Source organism: Variovorax sp. P1_H12_2, assembly GCF_056405335.1.
The window spans coordinates 1-3,781 of record NZ_JBFUCI010000528.1; the positions used below are offsets into that span (position 1 = coordinate 1).

Here is a 3,781-nt window from a genome sequence, read left to right on the forward strand (position 1 = left end):
GTCTTGTACTTGTTGGCCCAGAAGCGCAGCGACTGCGACTGCTCGTCGGTGTAGGGGTTCTGCACCGTCATGGTGGCGTAGATGCCGTCCATCGGCTTGCCGCCCAGCTTGTGGATCAGGTCGGTATAAGCCGCGCTCGATCCCAGGAAGGTCGGGTTGAAGCCGGTCTTGCGCGCCTCGCCCACCGTGCCGATGGTCTCCCGGATGATGGTGCCGAGCACCACCAGGTCGCAATTGGCGGCCTTCATCTTGGCGACCTGGGACGAGAAGTCGGTGGCGCCGCGCTTGAAGGAGGTCTTCTCGGCGAGTTCCATGCCCGCGGCCTTGAGGCCGGCCTCGGCGCCGCGCTGCACCTCGAGGCCGAATTCGTCGTCCTGGTAGATGGTGCAGACCTTCTTGGCGCCCTTGTCCTTGATCATCTTCGGCAGCGCCATGCGGATCTGGTCGTAGTAGGTCGCGGCAAAGGAATACTTGAGCCGGTTGAGCGGCTCGTACATCTCGCGCGCCGCCGTGATCGGGAAGAAGTTCACGATGTTCTTCTCGAACTGCACCGGCATCGCCGCCATGTTCTGCGCGGTGCCGATGTGGCCCGCCATGATGAAGATCTTTTCCTGGTTGACCAGCTTCTGCGCCGCCAGCACGGCCTTCTTGGGGTCGTAGCCCGAGTCCTCGACGAACAGCTTGAGCTTGCGGCCATGCACGCTGCCCTGCTCGTTGAGCTCGTCCACCGCAAGCTGCATGCCGTTGCGCGACTGCTTGCCGAAGCCGGCCAGCGGGCCGGAGAGGTCCTGGATGGTGCCGATGCGGATCTCGTCCTTGCTCACGCCCTGCTGCTGCGCGCTGGCCAGGCCGGCGCCCAGCGCGAGACCGGCCGCGGCGGCCAGGGGGATCAGAGTCTGGGTCTTCATACGGTTGTCTCCTCTAGGTTGGCGGAAGAATGGCGGCTACGCGTACATGGCATCGATGCGCTCGGCGTACTTGGTCTGGACCAGCTTGCGCTTGAGCTTCATGGTCGGCGTGAGCTCCTCGTCCTCGGCGCTGAGTTGCGTTTCGAGAAGGAAGAACTTCTTGATCTGCTCGACCCGCGCGAACTTCGCGTTGACGCGGTCGAGCTCGGCCTGGATCAGGTCCTGCACCTCCTGCGTGCGCGTGAGGCTCTGGTAGTTGCTGAACGGCACGTCATGGTCCTGGGCGAATTTCTCGACGTTCTCCTGGTCGATCATGACGATCACGGTGAGGTAGGGCCTGGCGTCGCCGATCACCACCGCATCGGTGATGTAGGGACTGAACTTGAGCTCGTTCTCGAGTTCGCTCGGCGTGACGTTCTTGCCGCCTGCCGTGATGATGATGTCCTTCATGCGGTCGGTGATGCGGAAATACCCGTCCTCGTCGACCGTGCCGACGTCGCCGGTGTGCAGCCAGCCCTCGGCATCGATGGCCTCGGCCGTCTTCTCCGGCAGGTTCAGGTAGCCCATGAAGACGTTGGTGCCGCGCACCAGGATCTCGCCGGTGGCGGAGTCGATGCGCACTTCGTTGTAGCCCGCGGCCGGGCCGATGGCGCCGGGCTTGATGCGTCCGGCCGGCACGCCGGTGGCGGCGCCGCATGACTCCGTCATGCCCCAGACTTCGAGCATCGGCACGCCGAGCGCGAGGTACCACTTCACGAGTTCGGGTGAGATCGGCGCCGCGCCGGTGACGAGGAATCGCGCGCGGTGGATGCCGATCAGCTTGCGCACGTTGTCGAGCGCCAGCTTGCGCGCGAGCAGGAACTTGAGGCGCAGCAGGCCGCCGACGGGCTGGCCGGCCAGCACGCGGTCGGCGATGTCGGCGCCGACGCCGATGCTCCAGCCGTAGGCCGCCTGCTGCACGCGGCTGGCTTCCTTGAGCGCGATCATCACGCCCGAATAGAACTTCTCCCACACGCGCGGCACCGCGGTGAACACGGTGGGCGCAATCTCGCGCACGTTCTCGGGCACGGTCTCGGGGTTCTCGACAAAGTTGAGGATCGAGCCGGTGTACATCGCGAAGTACTCCCCGCCCATGCGCTCGGCGATGTGGCACAGGGGCAGGAAGCACATGCGCTCGTCGTGCTCGTCCTGCGCCACCAGCGTGTTGTAGCCGCGCGTGGTGTAGACGAGCCCACGGTGGCTGTGCATCGCGCCCTTGGGCTTGCCGGTGGTGCCCGAGGTGTAGACCAGGATCGCCAGGTCGTCGGGGCTGCAGGCGGCGATGCGCTGTTCGAGCTCCTGCGGATGGGCCGCGAGGTAGTCGCGCCCGAGCGCGCGCAGGGCGTCGAGGCTGATGACCTCGGCATCACGGAGGTCGCGCAGGCCTTCCATGTCGAAGACCACGATCTTGCGCAGCAGCGGCAGGCCCGCACGCACCTCGAGCGCCTTGTCGAGCTGCTCGTCGTCCTCGACGAACAGCACGGTGGTGCGCGAGTCCTCGCAGAGGTAGTGCACCTGCGAGGCGGCGTCGGTCGGATAGATGCCGTTGGCCACGCCGCCGCAACTGAGCACCGCGAGATCGCACAGCACCCATTCGATGACCGTATTCGACAGGATCGACGCGCATTCGTGCGGCGCGAAGCCGATCGCCATCAGGCCACCGGCGATCTCGGCCACCGCGTCGGCGGTCTGCTTCCAGGTCCAGCTGCGCCAGATGCCGAGCTTTTTCTGCCGCATCCAGACGGTGTCGCCGCGCAGGCGGGCCGCGTTCCAGAACATCGCGGGCAGGGTCTCCCCCGGGACCACGATGTCGGTGCGCGACTGGATACGGCCCAGGTCCCAGAGGCCGGCAGGTGCCTTGGCGTGCATGGCTTGGCTCATCTCCAGGTCTTCTTCTTCTTCCAGCGCCGCTCGCCGCKCACGCCGTCGTCCTTGAGGCCGAGATAGAACTCCTTGATGTCCTCCTTCTCGCGCAGCCGCTCGCAGGTGTCTTCCATCACGATGCGGCCGTTCTCCAGCACGTAGCCGTAGTCGGAGGCGTTGAGCGCCATGTTGGCGTTCTGCTCGACCAAGAGGATCGTGGTGCCGCGCTCGCGGTTGATGCGCACCACGATCTCGAAGATCTCCTTGGTGAGCTTGGGCGACAGCCCCAGGCTGGGCTCGTCGAGCAGGATCAGGTGCGGCGCGGCCATGATCGCGCGCGAGATGGCCAGCATCTGCTGCTGGCCGCCCGACAGCAGGCCGGCGTCCTGCGCGGCGCGCTCCTTGAGGATCGGGAAGTAGCCGAACACGGTCTCGATGTCGCGCGCCACGCCGTCGCGGTCGCGGCGGGTGTAGGCGCCCATCAGGAGGTTGTCCTTGACGGACAACAGCGGGAAGACCTCGCGGCCTTCGGGCACGTGGCTCAGGCCCTGCTGGACGATGTGCGCGGGGTCCCGGGCCGTGATGTTGCTGCCCTTGAACTCGATGCTGCCCTTGCGCGGATCGATGATGCCCGAGATGGTCTTGAGGATGGTGGTCTTGCCGGCGCCATTGGAGCCCAGCACGGTGGCGATCTCGCCGGCGCGGACCTTGAGGCTGACGCCTCGGATGGCCTTGATGGGGCCGTAGGCGCTCTCCACGTTGAGGAGCTGGAGGACTACGTCGGTCATGGACGTGCCTCACCTTCGGGGTGGCGGCGGCGGGCGGTATGCCCCGGGCCGGCCGACGTCACCGGCCGCTTCGCGGCTGCCCTGCGCTGCTCGCGGTACGCGGGGTCTCGCTCAAACTCGCTTCGCTCAAACAGTCGCGAGCCCTGATCCGCGTACCGCTGCGCTGCTCGGCGGTGCCTCAAC

The 3,781-nt window shown here is 66.5% G+C and carries 3 protein-coding genes; all 3 read right to left on the reverse strand.

Translation table 11 applies throughout. The annotated features are described in order from the left end of the window. Positions 1-908 (reverse strand): ABC transporter substrate-binding protein (locus tag AC1D2K_RS31635; RefSeq protein WP_478094007.1); only part of this gene is annotated, 908 nt, incomplete at its 3' end. Positions 909-944: 36 nt separating this feature from the next. Further along, entirely contained in the window at positions 945-2,828 is a 1,884-nt protein-coding gene (locus tag AC1D2K_RS31640; protein WP_478094009.1) for an AMP-dependent synthetase/ligase, read from the reverse strand. Then, positions 2,825-3,598 (reverse strand): ABC transporter ATP-binding protein, encoded by a 774-nt coding sequence (locus AC1D2K_RS31645; protein ID WP_478094011.1) that lies wholly within the window; start codon positions 3,596-3,598, stop codon positions 2,825-2,827. Before AC1D2K_RS31645 ends, AC1D2K_RS31640 begins: the two co-directional genes overlap by 4 nt. Between the last annotated feature and the right edge of the window lie 183 nt (positions 3,599-3,781).

Bases quoted from the DNA above. Each gene is read 5' to 3' on its own strand.
- AC1D2K_RS31640 (WP_478094009.1), bottom strand. From the start codon at position 2,828: ATGAGCCAAGCCATGCACGCCAAGGCACCTGCCGGCCTCTGGGACCTG.